At 66.1% G+C, this 19,996-nt stretch carries 15 protein-coding genes and 1 pseudogene; 13 read left to right on the top strand and 3 right to left on the bottom strand.

Annotation, left to right across the window (positions count from 1 at the left end; genetic code table 11):
* Positions 1-297 (bottom strand): YqaA family protein (locus SJH88_RS09855; protein WP_420921733.1); only part of this gene is annotated, 297 nt, incomplete at its 3' end.
* Positions 298-357: 60 nt separating this feature from the next.
* Between SJH88_RS09855 and SJH88_RS09850 the strand changes: the two genes are divergently transcribed.
* The 7 genes from SJH88_RS09850 (at position 358) to SJH88_RS09820 (ending at position 7,481) form a co-directional block, all read left to right on the top strand.
* Entirely contained in the window at positions 358-900 is a 543-nt protein-coding gene (locus SJH88_RS09850; protein WP_274754359.1) for a M15 family metallopeptidase domain-containing protein, read from the top strand.
* Between the two features lie 125 nt (positions 901-1,025).
* A complete protein-coding gene (gene dusB, locus SJH88_RS09845; protein ID WP_043380832.1) occupies positions 1,026-2,078 on the top strand; it encodes a tRNA dihydrouridine synthase DusB in 1,053 nt (350 codons plus the stop codon).
* Entirely contained in the window at positions 2,075-2,323 is a 249-nt protein-coding gene (locus tag SJH88_RS09840) for a helix-turn-helix domain-containing protein (RefSeq protein WP_042415216.1), read from the top strand. The genes dusB and SJH88_RS09840 overlap by 4 nt, the downstream gene beginning before the upstream one ends.
* 84 nt (positions 2,324-2,407) lie before the next feature.
* Positions 2,408-3,994, top strand: a complete 1,587-nt coding sequence (gene purH / locus SJH88_RS09835; RefSeq protein WP_274754358.1) for a bifunctional phosphoribosylaminoimidazolecarboxamide formyltransferase/IMP cyclohydrolase — start codon at positions 2,408-2,410, stop codon at positions 3,992-3,994.
* 229 nt (positions 3,995-4,223) lie between these two features.
* Complete coding sequence (locus SJH88_RS09830) at positions 4,224-4,670, top strand: c-type cytochrome (protein WP_043380845.1); 447 nt, start codon at positions 4,224-4,226, stop codon at positions 4,668-4,670.
* A gap of 444 nt (positions 4,671-5,114) precedes the next feature.
* Entirely contained in the window at positions 5,115-6,587 is a 1,473-nt protein-coding gene (locus SJH88_RS09825; protein ID WP_274754357.1) for an amino acid permease, read from the top strand.
* Positions 6,588-6,875: 288 nt separating this feature from the next.
* The gene (locus SJH88_RS09820) at positions 6,876-7,481 is read left to right on the top strand and encodes a DNA-3-methyladenine glycosylase I (RefSeq protein ID WP_274754356.1); all 606 of its coding nucleotides are present in this window, start codon (positions 6,876-6,878) and stop codon (positions 7,479-7,481) included.
* A gap of 58 nt (positions 7,482-7,539) precedes the next feature.
* On the opposite strand, the gene hemL is transcribed toward SJH88_RS09820, so the two are convergent.
* Both hemL and thiD read right to left on the bottom strand, forming a co-directional pair.
* Positions 7,540-8,844 (bottom strand): glutamate-1-semialdehyde 2,1-aminomutase, encoded by a 1,305-nt coding sequence (hemL, locus tag SJH88_RS09815; protein ID WP_274754355.1) that lies wholly within the window; start codon positions 8,842-8,844, stop codon positions 7,540-7,542.
* Positions 8,828-9,817 (bottom strand): bifunctional hydroxymethylpyrimidine kinase/phosphomethylpyrimidine kinase, encoded by a 990-nt coding sequence (thiD, locus tag SJH88_RS09810; protein WP_042415203.1) that lies wholly within the window; start codon positions 9,815-9,817, stop codon positions 8,828-8,830. Before thiD ends, hemL begins: the two co-directional genes overlap by 17 nt.
* Before the next feature lie 111 nt (positions 9,818-9,928).
* Here thiD and SJH88_RS09805 point away from each other — a divergent pair, with 111 nt between their 5' ends.
* From SJH88_RS09805 to SJH88_RS09780, 6 genes and pseudogenes are all read left to right on the top strand, one after another.
* Positions 9,929-10,081, top strand: a complete 153-nt coding sequence (locus SJH88_RS09805) for a rubredoxin (RefSeq protein ID WP_042415201.1) — start codon at positions 9,929-9,931, stop codon at positions 10,079-10,081.
* Between the two features lie 59 nt (positions 10,082-10,140).
* Entirely contained in the window at positions 10,141-10,527 is a 387-nt protein-coding gene (locus SJH88_RS09800; protein WP_274754354.1) for a response regulator, read from the top strand.
* Between the two features lie 37 nt (positions 10,528-10,564).
* Complete coding sequence (locus SJH88_RS09795; RefSeq protein ID WP_274754353.1) at positions 10,565-10,936, top strand: response regulator transcription factor; 372 nt, start codon at positions 10,565-10,567, stop codon at positions 10,934-10,936.
* Positions 10,937-10,947: 11 nt separating this feature from the next.
* Entirely contained in the window at positions 10,948-11,490 is a 543-nt protein-coding gene (locus SJH88_RS09790) for a chemotaxis protein CheW (RefSeq protein WP_274754352.1), read from the top strand.
* A 24-nt stretch (positions 11,491-11,514) separates the two neighbouring features.
* Positions 11,515-13,748, top strand: a pseudogene (locus SJH88_RS09785) (methyl-accepting chemotaxis protein).
* 64 nt (positions 13,749-13,812) lie between these two features.
* A complete protein-coding gene (locus SJH88_RS09780; RefSeq protein ID WP_274754351.1) occupies positions 13,813-19,896 on the top strand; it encodes an Hpt domain-containing protein in 6,084 nt (2,027 codons plus the stop codon).
* Positions 19,897-19,996: the final 100 nt, after the last annotated feature.

Genomic DNA, 19,996 nt, shown 5'->3' with positions numbered 1-19,996 from the left:
CTTGGCGTCCGGGGTGTCCGGCAGCCCGGCGCGGCGGCGCTGGCGCGCGGCCTGCCAGGCCTGCTGGGCGCCCAGGCCCATCCACCAGCTGATGGCTCCGCCGATGGTGTTGCCGGCCGTGGCCGTGAAGATGGCGGGCCAGAACAGCTCCGGATTGAGTTGTAGCAATCCCACCACAGCGGGCTCGGACCCCATGGGCAGCAGGGTGGCGGACAGCAGCGCCACCACAAACAAGGTGCTCAGCCCGTACTGCGGCAGCGCCAGGGACTGCAAGATTTCCTGAAACCAGACTTCCATTGCCACAGTGTAGGTGCAGGCTGGCTGACAGGCGGCGGTGCCATGGCCTACGCTGTGGGCATGAACTTTTTTGCTTCCAAGTGTTTCTCGCGGCCCACTGCGGTGGGCGGCCTGCTGCTGGTGGCCTGCCTGGCCGCCGCCCAGGCGCGTGCGCCGGACGAGGCCGACGTGCAGACCGTGGAAACCGATTGCCAGGCGCTGCTGGCCCAGGCCCAGGTGCGCCGGGCGCTGCAGCTGGTCCGGGTGCAGTTGCTGGCCCAGGGCCTGCAACTGCGCACCAACGGCTGCCCCTTTGTGCGCACGGGCCCGGGGCAGATGCAGCAGGTGCTGGACGTGGCGGTGCGGGTGGTCGACAGCGATGTGGCAGGCACCGTGGTGCGCGGGCCGCTGGCGGACGGCGAGGACGTGGACATGGGCGGCATCCAGCTGGGCGGCATGCCCGCGGTGCTGGAAGTGGGTGGGCTGCCGGCCGAGGAGGACGTCTCGCCCGACGTGCTGTTCAACCGCGCCTGGCTGGCCGCGGTGATGCGCGCGCGGGGCTTCCAACCCCTGCCCGGGGCCTGGTGGGGCTTTCTGCCCAGGCGTCAGACACAGGGGTTGTAAAGCTGTCCCAGGGGCGGCTGTTACCTGTGCATGCGCTAGTGTCTTTGTAGCGCACCGCAGTGCTCATTTTTTGGGCAGATACAATATCGCCCTTTCCCCACCTGCATTTCCCTCGGATCGCTTCCATGACTGCGCTGCGTATCGGTCAGTACACCCTGGCCAATAACCTGTTGGTCGCCCCCATGGCGGGGGTGACGGACCGGCCGTTTCGCCAGTTGTGCAAGGCCCTGGGCGCAGGCTACGCGGTCAGCGAGATGGTGACGTCACGCAAGGACCTGTGGAACAGCCTCAAGACCAGCCGCCGTGCCAACCATGAGGGCGAGCCCGGGCCGATCGCAGTGCAGATCGCCGGCACCGACGCCGACATGATGGCCGAGGCCGCGGTCTACAACATCGAGCGCGGCGCGCAGATCATCGACATCAACATGGGCTGCCCTGCCAAGAAGGTCTGCAACAAGTGGGCCGGCTCGGCGCTGATGCAGAACGAGCCCCTGGCCGTCGAAATCGCCCAGGCGGTGGTCGAGGCCGCGCGCCCCTTCGAGGTGCCGGTCACGCTGAAGATGCGCACCGGCTGGTGCGCGTCCCACAAGAATGCCGAAGTGCTGGCGCGCCAGTTCGAGGACGTGGGCATCCAGATGCTGACCGTCCATGGTCGCACGCGCGAGCAGGGCTATAAGGGCTTTGCCGAGTACGACACCATCGCCGCCGTCAAGCAGGCCGTGCGGGTGCCGGTGGTGGCCAATGGCGACATCACCAGCCCCGAGAAGGCGCGCGACGTGCTGGCCTACACCGGCGCGGATGCCGTGATGGTGGGCCGTGCGGCGCAGGGCCGCCCCTGGATCTTTCGCGAGATCGGCCACTTTCTGGCCACGGGCACGCACATGGCGCCGCCGCTGGTGGCCGAGGTGCGCCGCCTGCTGCTGGAGCACCTGCACGACCACTATCGCCTGTATGGCGAGCTGACCGGGGTGCGCAGCGCCCGCAAGCACATTGCGTGGTATGTGCGCCAGCTGCCGGGTGGGGAAGAACTTCGACAACACATCAACACCATCGACGACTGCCAGGTGCAGTGGCAGGCGGTGGCCGATTATTTCGATCGGCTGGGCCAGCAGATGGAGCGTCTGCCGCGCATGGCGCAGGCTGATGCAGAGCAAGCAATTGAGGAATTGGCTGCATGAGCACCCAAGCACAGAACAACCAGAGCATCGAGGAATGTGTACGCGCCAGCCTGGAGAGCTATTTCAGCGACTTGGGCGGAGAAATCCCCAGCAACATGTACGACATGGTGCTGCGGCTGGTCGAGAAACCCCTGCTGGACGTGGTCATGAGCCAGGCCGACCAGAACCAGTCGCGCGCGGCGCAATGGCTGGGCTTGAACCGCAACACCTTGCGCAAGAAGCTGCTCGAGCACGAGATGCTCTGAGGCGTTGGAAATTCCTACTTTGATAGCTGTCAGCGCTTGCCAGATGAGCGCTGAGTCACGATTTCATCATTATTGAGTTGCACCATGAAAGCACTGCTCTCCGTCTCCGACAAGACCGGCATCGTTGAATTTGCACAAGCCCTGCACGCCCTGGGCGTGCAACTGCTGTCCACCGGTGGCACCGCCAAGCTGCTGGCCGACCAGGGCCTGCCCGTGACCGAGGTGGCCGAAGTCACCCAGTTCCCCGAAATGCTGGACGGCCGCGTCAAGACCCTGCACCCCAAGGTGCACGGTGGCCTGCTGGCCCGCCGCGATGTCCCTGAGCACATGGCGGCCCTGAAGGAACACGGTATCGAGACCATCGACCTGCTGGTGGTGAACCTCTATCCCTTCGAAGCCACCGTGGCCAAGCCCGGTTGCACCCTGGCCGACGCCATCGAGAACATTGACATCGGTGGTCCCGCCATGGTGCGCTCGGCCGCCAAGAACTGGAAGGACGTGGGCGTGATCACCGCGGCCGACCAGTACGAGGCTGTGATCGCCGAGCTGAAGGCTGCCGGCAAGCTGTCGGACAAGCTGCGCTTTGCCCTGTCTGTGGCAGCGTTCAACCGCATCAGCCAGTACGACGGCGCCATCAGCAACTACCTGTCTTCGGTGAAGTTTGAAGACGAAAAGTTGAGCGAAGACTACGTGCCTGCCCGTGCCGAATTCCCCGGCCAGTTCAACGAGCAGTACGTCAAGGTGCAAGACCTGCGCTACGGTGAAAACAGCCACCAGCAGGCCGCCTGGTACCGTGACCTGGCCCCGGCAGCCGGTTCGCTGGCCACCGGCGTGCAGCTGCAGGGCAAGGAGCTTAGCTACAACAACATCGCCGACGCCGATGCGGCCTGGGAATGCGTCAAGAGCTTTGACGTGCCTGCCTGCGTGATCATCAAGCACGCCAACCCTTGCGGTGTGGCCATTGGTGCCAACCCCTTTGAAGCCTACTCCAAGGCCTTCCAGACCGACCCCACCAGCGCCTTCGGCGGCATCATTGCCTTCAACCGCCCCGTGGACAAGGCCGCGGCCGAAGCCGTGTCCAAGCAGTTCGTGGAAGTGCTGATGGCCCCGGACTTCACAGCCGAAGCGCTGGAGATCTTCAAGTCCAAGGTCAATGTGCGCTTGATGAAGATTGCCCTGCCAGAGAACTACGGCAGCGTGCGCAACGCACTGGAAACCAAGCGCGTGGGTTCGGGCTTGCTGCTGCAATCGGCTGACAACCACGAGTTGAAGCTGGAAGAGCTGAAGGTCGTAACCATCAAGCAGCCTACCCAAGAAGAACTGCAAGACCTGCTGTTCGCCTGGAAGGTGGCCAAGTTCGTCAAGTCCAACGCCATCGTCTTCTGCAAGAACGGCATGACCATGGGCGTGGGCGCGGGCCAGATGTCGCGCCTGGATTCGGCGCGCATTGCCTCCATCAAGGCCGAAGCGGCCAAGCTGAGCCTGCAGAACACCGTGGTAGCGTCGGATGCCTTCTTCCCGTTCCGTGACGGTCTGGACGTGGTGGTGGACGCGGGCGCGACCTGCGTGGCCCAGCCCGGTGGCTCCATGCGCGACCAGGAAGTCATCGACGCCGCCAACGAGCGCGGTGTGGCCATGGTCTTCACCGGCGTGCGCCACTTCCGCCACTGATCGCACGGAACCGCGCCGCTTGGCGCGCGTGAGGCCCATCCCACGCCGTTGCGCGGCGACGGTCATCGGGATGGATGCTGCGCCCGATTGCTCCTCTGTGGCGGGCTGCGCGCACGGCACGGCCGGCCAAGCCCCTGCTGGAACCCAGCTTGGGCCAGGCATTGCACACTCGGCATGGTGGTTTCGGCCTCCGTGCCGTTTTTGTTTTGAGGAAGAAGGAAGCGTATCCATGCAGGACTACGACGACGAGCCGGTGCAGCGCCCCAAGTGGCTGGCCTGGGTCATCATCATTGGCATGATCCTGGTGGTGCTGGGGCTGCTGAATCTGGGCGTGCGGCTGTACATCGGCACGCCCTCGGACCAGGCCACGGCGGCCAAGACCGAGGCCGTGGCGCAGCAGCGGCCCGAGCTGGTGCAGGGCCAGCGCCTGGTGCAAGGCAGTGACTGCATGCGCTGCCACGGGGTGGACCGCAAGTTTGTGGGCCCCAGCCTGGCCGAGGTGGCGCAGCGCTACCAGGGCCGCAGCGATGCCCCCGAGTACCTGGCCGGCAAGATCCGCGAGGGCAGTGTCGGCGTCTGGGGCCGCACCATCATGCCGCGCCACCCGCAGGTGACGCCGGAGCAGGCGGTACTGATGGCGCAGTGGATCCTTGCCCTGCCCGCGCCCCAGCCCTAGGCAGGGTCCACGCAGGCCGGGGCCTGGGTGTTTGCGCCGGGCCGCACGCCCCTGGCGGTGCGCGGTGGTGGGCACGTGGTGCACCGCAGCCCGCGGCCCCTGGTGGCAGAGCGGGGCAGGGACTGGCGGCCAGCCCCCGCCCCGTCCCCTGTCAGCGAAGGTGCCGATCTCGATCCCTGTCGCCGTTGGGTGCGATTTTTTGCGCGCAGCGATATTTTCTTGCAGTCTGCAGTGGCATTTTGAAAGTGTGAAGCAGGTTTTTTGAGTGTCGGTGCGCGCTAACGTGCCTGTGCCCGGGCTGCAGCGGCCGTTGCAAAAATCAAGCGCTCCACAGGGCGTAAGCGCAGGCTTTGTGCGCGGCCAAGGGTAATCCCTAGGATGGTCGTTTTGAAACGATATGGCCGCCTGCGCCGTGCGCGGTGGTGGGCGGCCCAAAGGGTTTGCATGCAGTGGTTACGAACCAAGACCGTCGCACAGGCACTGGCCGATGCCGACGAACCAGGGCGACAGCTCAAGCGCACGCTGGGCACTTTTGACCTGATCATCCTGGGCATGGCGGTGGCCGTGGGCGCAGGCATCTTCTCGGTGGGCGCGCGCGCGGCGGGCACCTTCGCCGGCCCGGCGGTGATCTTCTCCTTCATCCTAGCGGCCTTCACCTGCGCACTGGCCATCATGTGCTACGCGGAGTTCGCCTCCAACGTCCCGGTCACCGGCAGTGCCTACACCTACACCTACCTGACCCTGGGCGAGGGGTTGGCCTGGATCATTGGCTGGAACCTGCTGCTGGAGATGATTTCCGCTGCCGCCGTGATTGCCAAGTATTGGGGCATCTACCTGTCGGCGGTGTTCTCGACGGCCGGGGTGGACATCCCCCAGACCCTGCAGCTGGGCGCGTTGTCGCTGAACTGGGGGCCGTTCTTCATCGTCGCCGTGTTCACGGGCTTGCTGATTGCCGGCACCCAGGTGTCGGCGCGGGTCAACAACGTGTTCACACTGGTCAAGATCGCCATCACCCTGTTTGTCATCGTGGTGGGCTTCAGCTACATGAACCCCGACCACTTCACGCCCTTTGTGCCGCCGGCCCAGCCGCCGGTGGTGGCGCACGGGGTGACGGGCGACGCCTGGGGTCAGCCCATGCTGGCCTGGCTGTTTGGTGCCGCGCCCAGCCAGTACGGCTGGCTGGGGGTGGTGTCGGGCGCCGCGCTGGTGTTCTTCGCCTTCCTGGGCTTCGATGTGGTGGCCACCTCGGCCGAGGAGGTCAAGGACCCACAGCGCACCTTGCAGCGCGGCATCCTGGGCGGACTGGCGCTGGTGACGGTGCTCTACATCCTGGTGACGCTGGCCCTGACCGGCATGGTGCCCTACACCGAGTTGGCCAAGGCCGAGAACCCCTCGCTGGCCACGGCCTTCATCGCCGTGGGCGCGGGCTGGGCGGCGCAGGTCATCTCGGTCGGCGTGCTGATCGGCATGACCACCGTGGTCATGGTGCTGCTGATGGGCAGCTCGCGCGTGCTGCTGGCGCTGTGCCGTGACGGCCTGCTGCCGCGCAGCTGGGGCGTGACCTCCAGCACCCGCAAGACGCCGGTGCGCCTGCAGCTGGCCGTGGGGGCGGTGGTGGCGGTGCTGGCCGGCTTCACCAAGGTGGAGCTGCTGGAAGAGATGATCAACATCGGCACGCTGTCGGCCTTCGTGCTGGTCAGCCTGGGCGTGCTGGTGCTGCGCCGCAAGAACCCGCAGGCGCGCGGCTACCGCGTGCCCCTGGCGCCCGCGCTGCCCGCGCTGTCGGCGCTGCTGTGCGTCTATCTGATGCTGAACCTGACCACGCTGACCTGGCTGCGCTTTGTGGGCTGGATGGCGCTGGGCGTGCTGATCTATGTGGGCTACGGCATGCGCCATTCGCGCCTAGCCCAGGCCTAGGACTGGCGCCTGCCAGCGGGGCGGTGATGCCGGACTAGCCCCCGCGGGCAGCCTGCCCTGGCCCAGGCCGCCGTGCCCCTCCACCTGCCGCAGTGTGCAGGCGTGGCGGCGGTGCTTGCTAAACGTGAGCGCTTGGCGCAAGGTAGATCAACGTTTCCGTGCGAAAAGCATTTGAAAACATTGTTCATCGCGCGCTAATAGCTATGCTTTTGAAAAACCCACCTCGCCAGACGCTGGGTTTTTGGCTGGCCCTGTTTGCTTTACAGTGGCCGCCAAGGAGCGCTTTGCATGATTCCCTCTGGACCCGGCCCCGACGGCCACTCGCGTTGCAGCTGGTGCCTGGCCACCGACCGCTACATCCACTACCACGACCATGAATGGGGCTTTCCCGTGGCGGACGACCGCCGGCTGTTCGAGAAGATCAGCCTGGAAGCTTTCCAGTCCGGCCTGAGCTGGTACACCATCCTGCAAAAGCGCGACCACTTCCGCGCCGCCTTTGCGCAGTTCGACTTTCACCAGGTGGCCCGCTTCACGGACACCGATGTACAGCGCCTGCTGCAGGATGCTGGCATCGTGCGGCACCGCGGCAAGATCGAAGCCGTGATCCACAACGCCGCCCGCGCCGTGGAGATGGTGGCGCAGGAAGGCTCGCTGGCCGCCTTCTTCTGGCGCTTTGCGCCCGCCACACCCGGCGAGGGGACGGCGCTGCTGGCGCAGACGGCCGAATCCCAGGCCCTGGCCAAGGCCCTGAAGCAGCGCGGCTGGAAGTTCGTCGGCCCCACCACGGTCTACGCCTTCATGCAGTCCATGGGCATGGTCAACGACCACGCCCCCGATTGCGTGACGCGCGCGGCGGTCGAGCAGATGAAAAAGGATTTTCAGCCGCCGCGCTAAAAACAACGCCCCGCGACGCGGCAGCGTGCGGGGCGGGCGCCAGGGGGTGAAAAAACGCTTACAGCGTCTGGAACACCGCGCGGGCGGCTTCCACCGTGCGTTCGATGTCGGCCTCGGTGTGGGCGCTGCTCACAAAGCCGGCCTCGTACAGCGCCGGGGCGAAGTAGTGACCGCGCGCCAGCATGCCGTGGTAGAACTTGTTGAACAGCGCGCCGTCGGTCTTCATCACCGCGTGGTAGGTGCTGGGCAGCTCGGGCAGCAGGTAGAAGCCGAACAGGCCGCCCTGCCAGTCGATGCTGAAGGGAATGCCGGCGGCGTCCGCCTCGGCCTTCAGGCCCTGCATCAGGTGGCCGGTCTTGAGGTGCAGCTCGGCATGGAAGCCGGGCTGGCTGATCAGCTCCAACGTCTTCAGGCCGCAGGCCGTGGCAATCGGGTTGCCCGACAGCGTGCCGGCCTGGTAGACCGGGCCCAGGGGCGAGAGCTTTTGCATGATCTCGCGCCGCCCGCCGAAGGCCGCCATGGGCATGCCACCGCCAATCACCTTGCCCAGCACGGTCAGGTCGGGCACAAAGCCCTCGATGTGCTGGGCGTAGAGGCTTTGCGCGCAGCCCAGGGCGACGCGGAAGCCCGTCATCACCTCGTCGTAGATCATCAGCGCGCCGTGTTCCTGCGTCAGCTCGCGGATGCGGCGGGTGAACTCGACCGAGGCGCGCACGAAGTTCATGTTGCCGGCGATCGGCTCCAGGATCACGCAGGCCACCTCGTTGCCGATCTTGGCGAAGGCTTCCTCCAGCTGGGCCACATCGTTGTACTCCAGCACGATGGTGTCCCTGACCACATCGGCCGGCACACCGGCCGACGACGAAGCGCCGAACGTGGCCAGGCCCGAGCCGGCCTTGACCAGCAGGGAGTCGGCGTGGCCGTGGTAGCAGCCGTTGAACTTGATGATCTTGTTGCGGCCGGTGTAGCCGCGCGCCAGGCGCAGGGCGCTCATGCCGGCCTCGGTGCCGGAAGACACCATGCGCAGCATCTCCATGGACGGCACCAGCTCGCGGATCTTCTCGGCCAGCACCACTTCGCGCTCGGTCGGCGCGCCAAAGCTGAAGCCTTCCAGCACGGCCGCCTGCACGGTGGCGATCACCTCGGGGTGGCCGTGGCCCAGGATCATCGGGCCCCAGCTGCCGATGTAGTCGACGAACTGCTGGTCGTTGGTGTCCCAGAAGTAGGCGCCTTGCGCGCGCTGCACAAAGCGCGGCGTGCCGCCCACGGCATTGAAGGCACGCACCGGGGAGTTCACGCCACCAGGGATGATGGTCTTGGCGCGCTCGAACAGGGGGAGATTCAGATCAGTGTTTGGTGTCATGGGGATGCATCTCGAAGCCTTCCAGCGGCGGCGGTTCGTCGTCCGCAGGTGGGGCGTCAGTCGGGGGTTGCGCGCTATCTTCGTCGCTTTCGGCGGCTTCGGCAGCGTCATCGGGCTGCGCCCAAAACATACGGTCGGGTATCAGTTGACCCATGCCCGGGCGAAAGCCGCTGCCCAGGCTGTGGTCCAGGTATTCCAGTGCGTCCTGCGCGGCCGCGCCCAGGTCGTTGCCCGCGGCCAGCAGCGCCGTCAGCGCCGCCGACAGCGTGTCGCCCGCGCCGTGGAAGCTGCCGTCGAACATCTCGAACTTGCTGCTGCCAATCACGGTCTCGGTCGAGGCCAGCACGTTGTCGATGTACTGGTCGGGCAGGGGGATGCCGGTGACCAGCACGAAGGGCACGTCCAGGGCCTCGGCGGCCTTGGCGATGTCGCGGGCGCTGGGCGGACGGCTTTGCGACCAGTCCGGCAGCAGCCAGCGGCTGAGCGTGCCGTGGTTGCCAACCAACACCGAGGTTTGAGGCATGACAAGAGCCTGAAAGGCATCCAGGTACTCTTCCAGGCCATCACCCTGCCACCAGGACAGGTCGGGCATGTAGCTGACGATGGGAATGTCCGGGTAGTCGCTGGCCAGCTCGGCAATCGCCGCCAGGTTGGCGGGGCTGCCGGCAAAGCCGACCTTGATGGCCCGCACGGGAATGTCTTCCAGCACGGCGCGCGCTTGGTCGGTGACGGTTTCATCGTCGATGGCGGAGTGCGAGAACACGTGGCTGGTATCGCGCACGACGACGCCCGTCACCACGGCCACCGGATGGCCGCCCACAGAGGCGATGGTGGTGATGTCGGCCGTCAGACCGCCGGCACCGCTGGGGTCGCAGGCGTTGAAACTCATCACGCACATTGGCTGTGCCAGGGCGGCTTCGGAATCTTCGGGGGTGTTTGGTGCAGTTGGAACTGCGGGGGGCTGAAAGGCCATGCGTTGTCCCAATGGCCGCCTGTCTGTCAAGAGGGGAGCGGCAGGCGGCTATATACAATCGTTGCATTCTATTGGATGCGACTTTAAGCTGTGGCCGACCCTAAAACTTGGATGTGTTTGATTTGCGGATGGATGTACGACGAGTCGGTGGGCGACCCCGAACATGGCATTCCGGCCGGAACGCGCTGGGAAGATGTTCCCGATGACTGGACCTGCCCCGAATGCGCGGTGGGCAAATCAGACTTTGAGATGGTCGAAATTTGAGAGGTAGGCAGGGAGCGTGTAGCCCTGCTGGGGAGTTCCACTAACTCAAGGGGTGCCAATTGAGTGCAGCAAACGCATCGTTCAAGGTGCTGGTTGTCGATGACAGCAATACGATCCGCCGCAGTGCTGAGATCTTCCTCAAGCAAGGGGGGCACGAGGTGCTTCTGGCTGAGGATGGTTTCGATGCGCTGGCCAAGGTCAACGACTTTCAGCCGCAGCTGATTTTTTGCGACATCCTGATGCCCAAGCTGGATGGCTACCAGACCTGCGCCATCATCAAGCGCAATGCCCATTTTTCGGACACGCCGATCGTGATGCTGTCTTCCAAGGACGGCGTCTTCGACAAGGCCCGCGGCAGGATGGTGGGGTGCCAGGAATACCTCACCAAGCCGTTCTCCAAGGATCAGTTGCTGCAGGCTGTGCAACAGTTTGGACGCGCCGCCTGACTCGGCCCCCTGAAAAATACAACGAGAGGAGAGGCATATGCCTATCGAGAAGGTGTTGGTCGTGGATGACTCCAAGACGGAGCTTATGTTCTTGACGGACCTGCTGCAAAAGCAGGGCTATAGCGTGCGCACAGCGGAGAATGCGCAGGAGGCGATCCAGCGGCTGGGCGAGGAAAAGCCCGACCTGATCCTGATGGACGTGGTCATGCCCGGGCAAAACGGTTTCCAGCTCACGCGCTCGATCGCCCGCGACAACAAATACGCCGATGTGCCCATCATCATGTGCACCAGCAAGAACCAGGAGACCGACAAGGTCTGGGGCTTGCGCCAGGGCGCGCGTGACTACATCACCAAGCCCGTGAACCCTGCGGAACTGCAGGCCAAGATTGCAGCCCTGAACAACGCGTGAGGCGGTGACCTATGGCCAACCGACAAGCGCTGCGCGATCTTCAAACGCGCCTGGCTGAGCGCTTGCAGGCGGCGCGCAGCAACACGTCCCGCAGCGCCCGCTGGCTCGCTATCCAGGCCGGTGGACGCAATTATTTGCTGCCGCTGGAGCAGGCCGGGGAGATCTTCTCCTGGTCGGGCGTGCTGCGCGTGCCTTACACGCTGCCCTGGTTCTGGGGGGTGGCCAACCTGCGCGGCACCCTGGCCGGGGTGGTCGATCTGTGTGCCTTTCTGGGGCACCCGGTGGAACGCACCGAGCAGTCCCTGCACGAAGTCAGCCTGCTGGCGGTCAATCCCACCCTGCAGGTGAATGCCGCCCTGGTGGTGGACCGCTTGATGGGCCTGCGTGGCGTGGATGACTTTATCTCCGAGGGTGTTGAGGTGCCGCAGGGCGCAGGTCCCTTGGCTGCGGGTATGGTGAGTGCCAGCTATGCCGACAGCGCTGGGGCCGTGTGGCAGGTACTGCAGTTGCACCACCTGGTCCAGACCCCGGAATTCTTGAGCATACGCATCTGATCCATTGATTCTTCGAGGACGAGCATGTCTTTTATCCAGCAGGTCGGGAGTATTTTTCGTCGCAGGTCCGGCGAAAAGAATGAGGCGGTGGCAGCGGCAGCGACGGAGGATTCCAGCCAGCACACGCTGACGGCAGATACCCTGCAGAGTGTCCAGGACACGGACCTGATGGATGACTTGACGCTGGAGCAGAGCAGCATCGAGCTGCCCTTGCTGGGCCCTGCACCTGCCGCCACGCACCAGCGCCGCCTGCTGACCATGCTGGCGCTCGGGGTGTTGCTGCTGGCCCTGGTGGCCGGCTGGGTGCTGCAGCAGGCGGACCGCTCCGCCAAGCAGCTGGCCGCCACGGGGCAGTCCCTGATGCAGTCGCAGCGTTTGGCCAAATCGGTGACGCAGGCCTTGCTGGGCAAGGAGAGCGCGTTTGTGGAGCTGCAAGACAGTGCCAGCGTGCTGGGGCGCAATGTGCGTGCCTTGACACAGGGCGATGCCGAACTGGGCGTGCAAAGCGTGGATACCGCGTTCGAGCAGGATCTGGGGTCCGTCAGCGCCTTGGCCCAGCGTGCGGAAAAGAATGCGCAGGCGGTGCTTGCGCAAAAAGCCGTGCTGATCCAGGCAGGGGATGCCCTGCGTTCGATCAACCGACAGTCCTCCACGCTGCTGGAGCTGGCGGAGGCGGTGGCCAACAGCAAGCTGCAGCTCGGCGCCTCGGCCACCGAGATTGCCGCATCCAGCCAGTTGCTGATGCTGACCCAGCGGATCGGCAAATCGGCCAACGAATTCCAGACGGTCGATGGCGTGAGCCCCGAGGCCGTGTTTTTGCTGGGGCGCGACTTGAATTCGTTCAAGGAGCTGGCCGAAGGGCTGTTGCAAGGCAACCCGGAGCTGCGCCTGTCGCCGGCGCGCGATGGGCAGGTGCGTGAGCAGCTCAAGGCCATGCTGCAGGAGTATGAGCAGACACGGACCCAGGCGACCTCGATCCTGACCAATCTGCAAGGCCTGGTGGCTGCCCGCGAGGCGCAGAACTCCATCATCGGTGACAGCGAGCTGCTGCGCTCGCAGCTGGAAAACCTGCAGAACAAGCTGTCGGAGCAGGCGGGTATGTCCGCCGGCCAAATGGCTCTGCTGGTGCTGCTGGGCCTGTTCGTGCTGGTGTGCGGTGTGGGCATTTCCCGCGTGCAACTGCTGGACAGCCGCCAACGCCAGGAGCTGGCCGAGCAGCAGCAACGCGATGCACGGCGCCAGGAGCAGGAGGCCAAGCGCGTCAATGACGCCAACCAGGCCGCCATCTTGCGCTTGATGAATGAGCTGCAGAACGTGGCGGAAGGGGATCTGACGCAGGAAGCCACGGTGACCGAGGACATCACCGGTGCGATTGCCGACTCGGTGAACTACACGGTGGAAGAGCTGCGGCTGCTGGTGGGCAGCGTGCAGAACACGGCGACCCGCGTGGCCCAGACCACGGCCCAGGTGGACAGCACCTCGTCGGAGCTGCTGGCGACCTCGGCGAGCAGCTGCGTGAGATTCGAGAAACCGGGCAGTCGATTCTGGACATGGCCTCCCGCATCACGACGGTGTCGGGCCAGGCCCAGGAGTCGGCCACGGTGGCACGCCAGTCGCTGCTGGCGGCCGAGCAGGGGCAGCAGGCGGTGCAGAACACGATTGGCGGTATGAACGCCATCCGTGACCAGATTCAGGAAACCTCCAAGCGCATCAAGCGCCTCGGTGAATCCTCGCAGGAGATCGGTGAAATCACCGAGCTGATCTCGGACATTACCGAGCAGACCAACGTGCTGGCCTTGAACGCCGCCATCCAGGCTGCGTCGGCAGGGGAGGCCGGGCGCGGCTTCTCCGTGGTGGCGGAAGAAGTGCAGCGCCTGGCGGAACGCTCCGCGGATGCGACGCGGCAGATTTCGGTGCTGGTGAAAACGATTCAGACCGACACCCAGGATGCGGTGGCGGCGATGGAGCGGTCGACCCAGGGTGTGGTCGAAGGCGCGCGTCTGTCAGACTCTGCGGGCACGGCCTTGTCGGAGATTGACAGCGTGTCACGCCGTCTGGCCGAGCTGATCGAGCAGATTGCGCACACCACCCAGAGCGAGGCCGAGCTGGCCAACGATGTGGCTGGCAACATCCAGCACATTTTTGCGGTGACCGAGCAGACCGGCGAAAGTACGCGCACCACTGCCCAGCAGGTGCGTGACTTGGCGCACATGGCCGAGGAGCTGCGCCAGTCGGTGGCGCGATTCAAGATTGACTGACGTGCAGCGCGACGGATGAGGCGCGGCGCACAGGATTGCGGCTGGGAGAAGCCAAGGATGAACCATGTCACCAACTGAAGCCACCGCACCGATCGGGCATGTTTCCCAGAGCGACCGGGATCTCGGACCGCTGGCCTGGGTGCTTGATGAACTGCGCAAGTCGATGGACGCAGCCGTCAAGGCGACGCGTCGTTTTGTGCGCGAGGCCGAAGAGGCCCGCGATTCGGACCTGGCGGCGCTGGACAGCAGTCCCTTGCGCATGGCCAAGCAGCAGCTGCACCAGTCCAGCGGTGCCCTCGACATGGTGGGCATGCCCCAGGCCGCGCTGTTGCTGCGGGCCATGGAAACGGCGATGCAGCACTATGTGCAGCAACCCGCAGACTGCACCGAGGCCGTGGCCTTGACCCTGGAAAAAGCCAGCTTTGCCTTGCTGGAGTTCCTGGAGTCGGTGCTGGCTGGCAAGCCGGTGTCTGCCGTGGCGCTGTTCCCGCAGTACCGCGACGTGCAGGCCTTGTTCGGCAACCACACCAAGGTGCACCCGGCCGACCTGTGGCCAGTGGAACGCCGGCTGCGCGACCCGGCGCTGCCGTACGAGGTGTCGCCGCTGGGCTATGGCCCCGAGCCCCGCAAGGTGCTGGATACGTCGGTCTTGCAGATCGTCAAGGGCAGTGAGGTGGCCCCCGCTGGCGAGCGCATGCGGGAAATCTGCCTGGGTTTTGCCCAGGCCCAGACCGATGTGCAGATGCGCATCTTCTGGAAGGTGGCCGCGGCGTTTTTCGATGCGATGGCGCACGGCCTGCTCAAGCCCGACATCTACACCAAACGTGTGGCCTCGCGGCTGTTGACGGTGAGTGCAGCCCTGGCCAAAAGCGATCCCGTCGCACCCGAGCGGCTGCTGCAGGACATGCTGTTTTTCTGTGCCCAGGCGGCGCAGGAAGGACACCCAGGGCAGGCCGCGGCCGTGGTCTGGCGTGCGGTGCACGAGGCCTTTGACCTGCAGCGCCATGCGGTCGTCAATTACGAACAACCGCGGTTTGGCCGTTTCGACCCCCACCTGCTGGCCCAGGCGCGCAAGCGGATTGCGACGGCCACCGAAGTCTGGTCTGCCCTGGCCGGGGGGGATGTCCAGAAATGCAAACCTGCCGTGGACCAATTCACCCTGGTCTGCGATTCCTTGGTCAAGCTGCATCCGGGCAGCCTGCCCCTGGCCAGGGCCTTGATGCAGGTGGTGCACAGCGTGGCCACCCAGGCCCAGTCGCCGTCGCCGGAAGTGGCGATGGAGGTGGCCACGGCCGTGCTGTACCTGCAGGCGGCCTTCGCCTCGCTGGACATAGCTGACGATGCGATGGCTTCGCATGCCGACACCTTGGCGGGCCGTCTGCTCCAGGTGCAGGCCGGGCAACCGGCCCAGCCGCTGGAGCCCTGGATGGAGCAGCTGTACCGCCAGGTCAGCGACCAGCAGACCATGGGCAGCGTGGTGGGCGAGTTGCGTGGCACCCTGGCCGATGCCGAAAAACTGCTGGACCAGTATTTTCGCAACCCTGCCGACACGGCGGTGCTGGCGCCGGTGGCGGCGCATTTGTCGCAGATGCGTGGCGTGCTGTCGGTCCTGGGGCTGGACCAGGCCTCGCAGGCCATGGTGCGCATGCGCCAGAACGTGGAGCGCCTGCAGACCGAGCAGGTGCCGGAGGACGAACAGCACCGCCTGTTCGACAAAATGGGCAACAGCCTGGGCGCCTTGGGTTTTCTGATCGACATGCTCAGCTACCAGCGCAACCTGGCGCGCAAGCTCTACGAGTTTGATGAGCAAGAGGGGGAGCTGAAGCTATTGATGGGGCGTGTGCGCCCCCGTGCCAGCGATGGGGATGGTCCCGCCGCCCGAGAGGCCATGCAGGCCCGCGAGCCACAGAGCCCCCCTCCCGTGGAATTGGCGGTGCCGCAGACCCAACTGCATCCCCAGGTGGCCCTTGCGGCGGCCCCAGAGGCTGTGCAACCGCCACCCACCGGCACCACCGAGGAATCCGTGGCAGCGGTCGTACAGCCTGTGGCGGACGTCCAGGCCGTGGCGGTCCCCGCGCCCGCGCTGCAGGTGCAGCCGGATGACACGGACGAGGAACTGTTGGGCATTTTCCTGGAAGAGGCCCGCGAAGTGGTGGCCAATGGCCGGACGGCCTTGCAGGCCCTGGCCGAGGAGCCTTCCAATCTGAGCGAGCAAACGGTGCTGCGCCGTGCGTTCCACACGCTCAAGGGCAGCTCGCGCATGGTGGGGCTCGACGATTTTGGGCAAGCCGGCTGGGCGATGGAGCAGATGCTCAACGCCTGGTTGGCCGAGCAAAAAGCCATGCCCGAACCCATGCGGCAGCTGTCTGGCCAGGCGCTGGATGCGTTCGAGGCCTGGGTCGGAGCGATCGAAGCCCAGGCGGACCAGCACTGGCAGTCCGCACCGTTTCGCGCCAGTGCCGATGCCATGCGCCTGGACGCCCGTTTCATTCCGCTGGACAGGCAGGCGGTGCAGGGCGCGGCAGCTACGGATGTGGCACCGCCGGTGGCCGAGGTCGATGCGGCACAGTGGTCGACAGCGCAGGCCTTGGACCTCGAGGACCTGACGGCCAGTGCGCCAGCGTTGATCGAGGCTGCCGAGGCAGCGCCACCGGCTGCGTTCGACAGCCTGGACGTGGCAGCATTGTCCGGCGACGTGCCCGTGACGGCGGAGGCTGCTGCGCCGCTGGCGCCGGAGGCCGTGACCGAGGCATGGGCGGAGGAACCAGTCGCGGCGCTGCCCGCGCTGGAGGAGCCCGAGGCCCGTGCGATGGAGGTGCCGCAGGCCGAGGAAATCAGTTTTGACGAGTTCGATGCGCTGTTGCACGAGGCGGGCGACGGCATCTCTGCGCCCATCTTGCCGGTTGCGCCATCGCGTGAAGAGGTGGTGGAGCGGCCCGCGCCGTCCGAGGTGGCGGAGTCTGTGGAGGCGACCGCCGAAGCCGTGACGCTGGAGGATGTGGCCGCCACTGCCGAGCTCGATCCCGAGTCCGAGTCCGAGCTCACCTTGTCCGGGGTGGACGAGGTGCCCTTTGCTCCCGCGGCCATCCCCGCAGCCGATGCAGCGCCAGCGGAGCCGCCTGCCGCGCAGGTCAAGCAGATCGGGGATCTGTCGGTGCCCCTGCCCCTGTTCAATGTGTATCTGAGCGAGGCCGAGGGCTGGTCCTACCGTTTGCTGGATGCACTGACCGCCTGGCAGGAAAACCTGGAGGAAGCCCAGCCCGATTCCGTGATCGCGTGGGCCCATTCGCTGGCTGGCAGCTCGGCCACCGTCGGCTTCCAGGCATTGTCGGGCCTGGCACGCAAGCTGGAAGCCGCGCTGCAGCACGTGGAGCCCCAGGCCTGCGGTGTGGCCGAGCAGGTCCAGGTGTTTGTGCAGGCAGCGGAGGAAATCCGTGGTTTGCTGCACCAGTTTGCGGCCGGCTTCCTGCGCACGGCTTCGGCCGATGTGCAGCAGCGTTTGCAGGACGTGCTGCAAGCCAATCTGGAACTGGCGCCCGCACCGGTCGCGGCGCAAGCACCGGCCGAGGTGGACGAACCCCTGCCGCAGGCTGCCGCCGTGGCACAGGAGCGCAGTGCGCCGCTGGTGCCGCCATCCGATGCCGCGATGCCCCAGGCTGTGGTGGACGGCGACGATGACATCGATGCATTCGATGTTATTGATCCGGACCTGTTCCCGATCTTTGAAGAGGAAGCGGTGGAACTGCTGCCCGTGTTGGGCGCCGCGATGCGGGAATGGGCAGGGCATCCGACGCGGCTCGAAGCCCGCAGCACCTTGCTGCGCGCATTGCACACCCTCAAGGGCAGCGCCCGCCTGGCTGGTGCCTTGCGCCTGGGCGAAATGGCCCACCGCCTGGAGTCGGCGCTGGAGGCGCTGGATGTCGACACGGTCACCACCGAGCAGATCGAGCCGCTGTTCGGGCGCCTGGACAGCATGGAAGCCAGCTTCGGCCTGTTGCGCGCGGTGGGCGAGCAAGCCCCCGAAACCCCGGTCCGCATCGAACCGGTGGCCAGCAGCCTGGAGGGGGCATTGCCCGACGATGCTGTGCCACCAGCCACGGCGGCGCAGCCCCAGGTGGCGAATGTGGTGGATGCCGCCCCCGCACCGGCGGCCGTGGCACAGCCTGTGGCCGTGGCCCCCGAAGCGCCGCCGCCAGCGCTGGCCGGTGGCGTGCGCCAGGGCGTGCAGCAGACCGTGCGCGTGCGCGCGCAGCTGCTGGACCGCCTGATCAACGAGGCTGGCGAGGTGATGATTGCCCGCTCGCGCCTGGATGAGCGGGTGGGCAGCATCAAGCATTCGCTCAACGACCTGACCCACAACCTCGAGCGTCTGCGCCACCAGCTGCGCGACATCGAGGTGCAGGCCGAATCCCAGATGCAGTCGCGCATGCAGCTGTCCAAGGAGGCTGGCGCGGACTTCGATCCGCTGGAATTTGACCGCTTCACCCGGGTGCAGGAGCTGACCCGCATGATGGCCGAGTCGGTCAACGACGTGGCCACGGTGCAGCGCAACCTGCTGCGCGATGTGGCGGGGGCGGAAGACGATCTGGTGGCCCAGGGCCGCCAGGCGCGCGAGCTGCAGCGCGACCTGCTGCGCACGCGCATGGTGGAGTTCGATGCGATCTCGGAGCGCCTGTATGCCGTGGTGCGCCTGACGGCCAAGGAAACCGGCAAGCAGGTGAAGCTGGGCCTGTCCGGCGGCACCATCGAGATGGACCGCGGCGTGCTGGAACGCATGGTGCCGGCCTTCGAGCACCTGCTGCGCAACTGCGTGGACCATGGCATCGAGACCCCCGAGGAGCGTGTGGCTGCGGGCAAGCCGGTCACGGGTAGCATCCAGGTGCACGTACAGCAGGAAGGCAACGACGTGGCCGTCCGCGTCAGCGACGACGGCGCCGGCCTGAACGTGGCGCGCATCCGCGACAAGGCGCTGGAGCGTGGCCTGATCACGGCCGAGGAAACGGTGGATGCCGCCCGCGCGGCGCAACTGGTGTTCATGCCGGGCTTCACCACGGCCGAGCAACTGACTGGCGTGTCCGGCCGCGGCATCGGCATGGACGTGGTGCGCTCGGAAGTCCAGGCCCTGGGGGGACGCATCGAGACCGTGACCCAGGATGGGCAGGGCTCGTCCTTCCGCCTGGTGCTGCCGCTGACCACGGCCGTGACGCAGGTGGTGATGCTGCGCGCGGGTGAGTTCTCGGTGGGGGTGCCCGCCAGCCTGGTCGAGGTGGTGCGCCGCGTCAGCCTGGCAGACCTGGAGGCGGCCTACCGCACCGGCGAGCTGGTCGATGGCGAGGACCGCGTGCCCTTCTTCTGGGCCGGCGCGGTGTGGAGCCAGTCGCCACGCAGCCTCGAGGTCGGTGCCGGCAAGACGCGCCCGGTGGTCATCTGCCGCAGCGCCTCGCAGCGTATTGCGCTGCACGTGGACGAAGTGCTGGGCCACCAGGAAGTGGTGGTCAAGCACCTGGGGGCGCAGATGTCGCGCCTGCCGGGGCTGACCGGCATGTCGGTGCTGGCCTCCGGGGCGGTGGTGCTGATTTACAACCCGGTGGCGCTGACGGCCGTGTATGGCACGCAGATTCGCCAGCTGGGTGCGGGCCTGCCGGCCTTGCTGGACGCGCAGGCGGCCCAGCAGCTGCAGCATGCGATGGCGCCGCAGGCGCCGCTGTCCGGGATGCAGGCCGCCAGCCAGGTGCCCCTGGTGATGGTGGTGGACGACTCCATCACCGTGCGCCGTGTCTCGCAGCGCCTGCTGCAGCGCGAGGGCTACCGCGTGGTCACGGCGGCCGATGGCCTGCAGGCGTTGGAGCAGTTGCAGGAAGAGCTGCCCTGCGTGGTGCTGTCGGACATCGAGATGCCGCGCATGGACGGGTTCGACCTGCTGCGCAACATCCGCGCGCAGGCGCGGCTGCAGCACCTGCCCATCATCATGATCACCTCGCGCATGGCGCAAAAGCACCGCGATCTGGCCATGGAGCTGGGCGCCAACCACTACCTGGGCAAGCCGTATTCGGATGAGGAGCTGATGGGACTGGTGCACCACTATGCCGTCGGCAAGCCGCTGCCGCTGGCGGCGGAATCCGCTGGTGCCGAGGCGGTCGATGGCTGACGTGTGTGTGCTTCGATAAAAAGAGCTGCAAGCGCTGGTTTTTCAAGGGATTCGTGTATGAAAGTATGTGAAGTCCTTGTTTATTCAGCGCAGGCAGCTC

The sequence above is a fragment of the Comamonas sp. GCA5 genome, assembly GCF_036541385.1.
Lineage (GTDB): Bacteria > Pseudomonadota > Gammaproteobacteria > Burkholderiales > Burkholderiaceae_C > Comamonas > Comamonas aquatica.
The sequence above is the reverse complement of the archived record's forward strand: the minus strand, read 5'-3'. Positions and strand labels throughout refer to the sequence as shown.